The organism is Geminicoccus flavidas (assembly GCF_009806515.1).
Classification (GTDB): Bacteria; Pseudomonadota; Alphaproteobacteria; order Geminicoccales; family Geminicoccaceae; genus Geminicoccus; species Geminicoccus flavidus.
Genome location: NZ_WUJP01000264.1, coordinates 1 through 3,084 on the forward strand (window position 1 = coordinate 1; position 3,084 = coordinate 3,084).

A 3,084-nucleotide genomic window follows, 5' to 3' on the forward strand; every position below is an offset into this window, starting at 1 on the left:
GTGGGTGCAAAGACCGAGATCTACGCACTGATCAACAAGCTGGCCGAGGACGGCAAGGCCGTCCTGGTGATCTCCTCGGAGCACCAGGAGCTGTTCGGCCTGTGCGACCGCATCCTGGTGATGGGCCAAGGCGAGCTGAAGGGCGAGCTCCTGCCCGCGGATTACAGCGAGGAACGGCTCCTCGCCCTCTCGATGACCGGGCGGACCACCGCCCCTGCAATGGGTGAAGCGGCATGATCTCTGCAGTCGAGGCGCCGGCACAGCACAAGGGCGGCACCAGCTTCGGCGTGCTCCTGCAGCGATTCGGCACGCTCGCGATCTTCATCGTGCTGGTGATCGTCGCCACGCTCTGGTCGGACGCGTTCCTGTCCCGCCCCAACATCCTGAACGTCCTGCGCCAGGTCGCCACCGGTGCCGGCATCATGGCGGTCGGCATGCTGTTCGTGATCCTGACCCGCGGCATCGACCTGTCGGTGGGCTCGATCCAGGCGCTGGGCAGCGTGCTGACCGGCTATTTCGTGGCGATGTCGGGCTATGGGCCGCTCGTGACCATCCTGCTGGTGCTCCTGGCCGGCGGTGCCTGCGGCCTGTTCACCGGCCTGTTCGTAGCATATCTGCGCCTGCCGCCGTTCGTCATGTCGCTGGCCATGCTGGCGATCGCGCGCGGCCTGGCGCTGATCATCTCGGATGGCCGCCCGATCCCGCTGGGCGAGCCCGGCAGCGCCTTCACCTCGTTCGGCTCGGGCTTCCTCTGGGGCATCCCGCAGCCAGTGCTGCTGATGTTCCTGGTGTTCATCCTGGGCGGCATCGTCCTGAACTTCACGCGCTTTGGCCGGGTCATCACCGCGATCGGTTCCAACGAGGAGGCGGTGCGTCTCGCCGGCATTCCGGTGCCCCGCTACATCCTGGCGGTCTACGTGCTCTCCGGCGTGCTGGCCGCGGTCGCCGGCATCATTTCGTCGAGCCGGACCGGCGTGGGCTCGGCCCAGGTCGGCGTGGGTGCCGAGCTGAACGTGATCGCCGCAGTCGTGATCGGCGGGGCCAGCCTGATGGGCGGCCGGGGTGGCGTGATCAACACGTTCCTGGGCGCGCTGATCATGGGCATCATCGCTAACATCATGAATCTCGCCGGCGTACCGGGCTACCACCAGCAGGTCTACATGGGTGCCATCATCGTGGTCGCCATGCTCCTGCAGTTCGGCACCGGCGCGCTGAAGCGCTGAGCAGCCGGCCCGCTTCGCCACTCTCCCACGGGGGGCGCGCCTGGACGCGCGCCCGCCAGGACGACCAGACGGAAGACCGACCATGCTTGCTGCCGTGATGTACCAGCCGGGCGACATCCGCCTGGAGGACCTGCCGAAGCCGAAGCCGGGCAAGGGCGAGGTGCTGCTCAAGGTCGCGGCGGTGGGCGTGTGCGGCTCGGACATTCCGCGCATGCTGATCAAGGGTGCGCACCGCATGCCAATCGTGTGCGGCCACGAGTTCTCGGGCGAAGTGGTGGAGCTGGGCGAAGGTGCGGAAGGCTTCGCACCGGGCGACCTGGTCGGCGTAGCGCCGATGCTGCCCTGCCGGGTCTGCGACCAGTGCGCCACCGGCAATTTCTCGCGCTGCCGCAACTACGACTATTTCGGCAGCCGCCGTGACGGCGCCTATGCCGAATATGTCTGCGCGCCCACCGGCAATCTCTTGAAGGCCCCGCCCGGCACGGACCCGCGCGCTGTGGCGATGACCGACCCGGCTTCCATCGCGCTCCATGCGATCTGGAAGGCCAAGCCGACGCTGGGCGACCGTGGCGGCGTGATCGGCTGCGGGCCGATCGGCCTGTTCGCGATCCAGTGGATGAAGCTGATGGGCTGCCGCGACATCGTCGCGGTGGACGTGTCCGAGCGGAAGCTGGAGCAGGCGCGCGAGGCCGGTGCCAGCCATACCTTCCTGATCACCGACGCGGTGCCGCAGGACCTGAAGTGCGACCTGATCGTCGAGGCCGCCGGCCACCCTTCCTCGATCAACTTCGCGGCCAACCTGGCGGCACCCGGCGGCCATGTCGTGTTCATCGGCATCCCGGTGGGCGACGTGACCCTCGACAACAAGACCTTCCAGCACTTCCTGCGCCAGGAGGTGAGCCTGCATGGTGCCTGGAACTCGTTCGGCACCCCCTATCCCGGCCCGCAATGGACCGTGACCCTCGACTATCTGGCGTCCGGCGCGTTGCGCTGGGAGTTCATGATCACTCATGAGCTAAAGCTGGACGAGCTGCCCGGCATGTTCGGCAAGATCAAGGCCGGCGGCGAGTTCTTCTCCAAGATCATGTTCCGGCCGTAAGCCGGGCCGCGAGGGGGGAAGGCGGATGGCGTTGCTGCTGGGCCTGGACTTCGGTACGGGCGGCGTGCGGGTCGGCCTGTTCGACCTGGACACGCGGCGGATGCTGGCCGAGCGCCAGGCGCCGTTCGCCACCACCTACCCGCATGCCGGCTGGGCCGAGCAGTCGCCGACCGAATGGTGGGAGGCCGCGGGGGCGGCGACGCGCGGCCTCCTGCGCGAGCTGGGCCAGCCCGAGATCGCCGGGATCTGTGCCGCCACCACCGCCTCCACCGTGGTCGCCTGCTGCAAGGATGGCACGCCGCTCCGCCCGGCCCTGCTCTGGATGGACTGCCGCGCCGCCGAGCAGGCCGACCGCACCGCACGGCTGGATCATCCGGTCCTGGCCTATGCGGGCGGCAGCGATGCTGCCGAATGGCTGGTGCCCAAGGCCATGTGGCTGAACGAGCACGAGCCGGACACCTACCGGCAGGCGGAGATCGTCTGCGAGTGCCTGGACTGGGTGAACTTCATGCTGTCCGGCCGCTGGGTCGGCTCGCGCATGAACGCCACCTGCAAGTGGAACTACGACTCGGTCCAGCGCCGCTTCCATCCAGAGCTCTATGCGGCCCTGGGCATTCCCGAGCTGCCGGAGAAGCTCCCGCCGGAGATCGTGCCGGTGGGTGGGACGGTGGGGCTCATCAGTGCCGCCGCCATGGCGCATCTGGGTCTGCGCAACCGGCCGGTCCTGGCCCAAGGCGGGATCGATGCGCATGTCGGCATGGT

3 protein-coding genes and 1 pseudogene are annotated in these 3,084 nt (G+C 68.4%); all 4 read left to right on the forward strand.

Features of this window, described 5'->3' with window-relative positions; translation table 11 throughout:
• Positions 1-237: pseudogene (locus tag EQG76_RS07340) on the forward strand (sugar ABC transporter ATP-binding protein); the annotation flags it as partial.
• Complete coding sequence (locus EQG76_RS07345; RefSeq protein WP_159711994.1) at positions 234-1,223, forward strand: ABC transporter permease; 990 nt, start codon at positions 234-236, stop codon at positions 1,221-1,223. The pseudogene EQG76_RS07340 and the gene EQG76_RS07345, both read left to right, overlap by 4 nt.
• An 82-nt stretch (positions 1,224-1,305) precedes the next feature.
• The gene (locus EQG76_RS07350; protein ID WP_159711996.1) at positions 1,306-2,322 is read left to right on the forward strand and encodes a galactitol-1-phosphate 5-dehydrogenase; all 1,017 of its coding nucleotides are present in this window, start codon (positions 1,306-1,308) and stop codon (positions 2,320-2,322) included.
• A gap of 25 nt (positions 2,323-2,347) precedes the next feature.
• The coding region (locus tag EQG76_RS07355; RefSeq protein ID WP_255476486.1) for an FGGY family carbohydrate kinase at positions 2,348-3,084 on the forward strand (737 nt) is incomplete at its 3' end.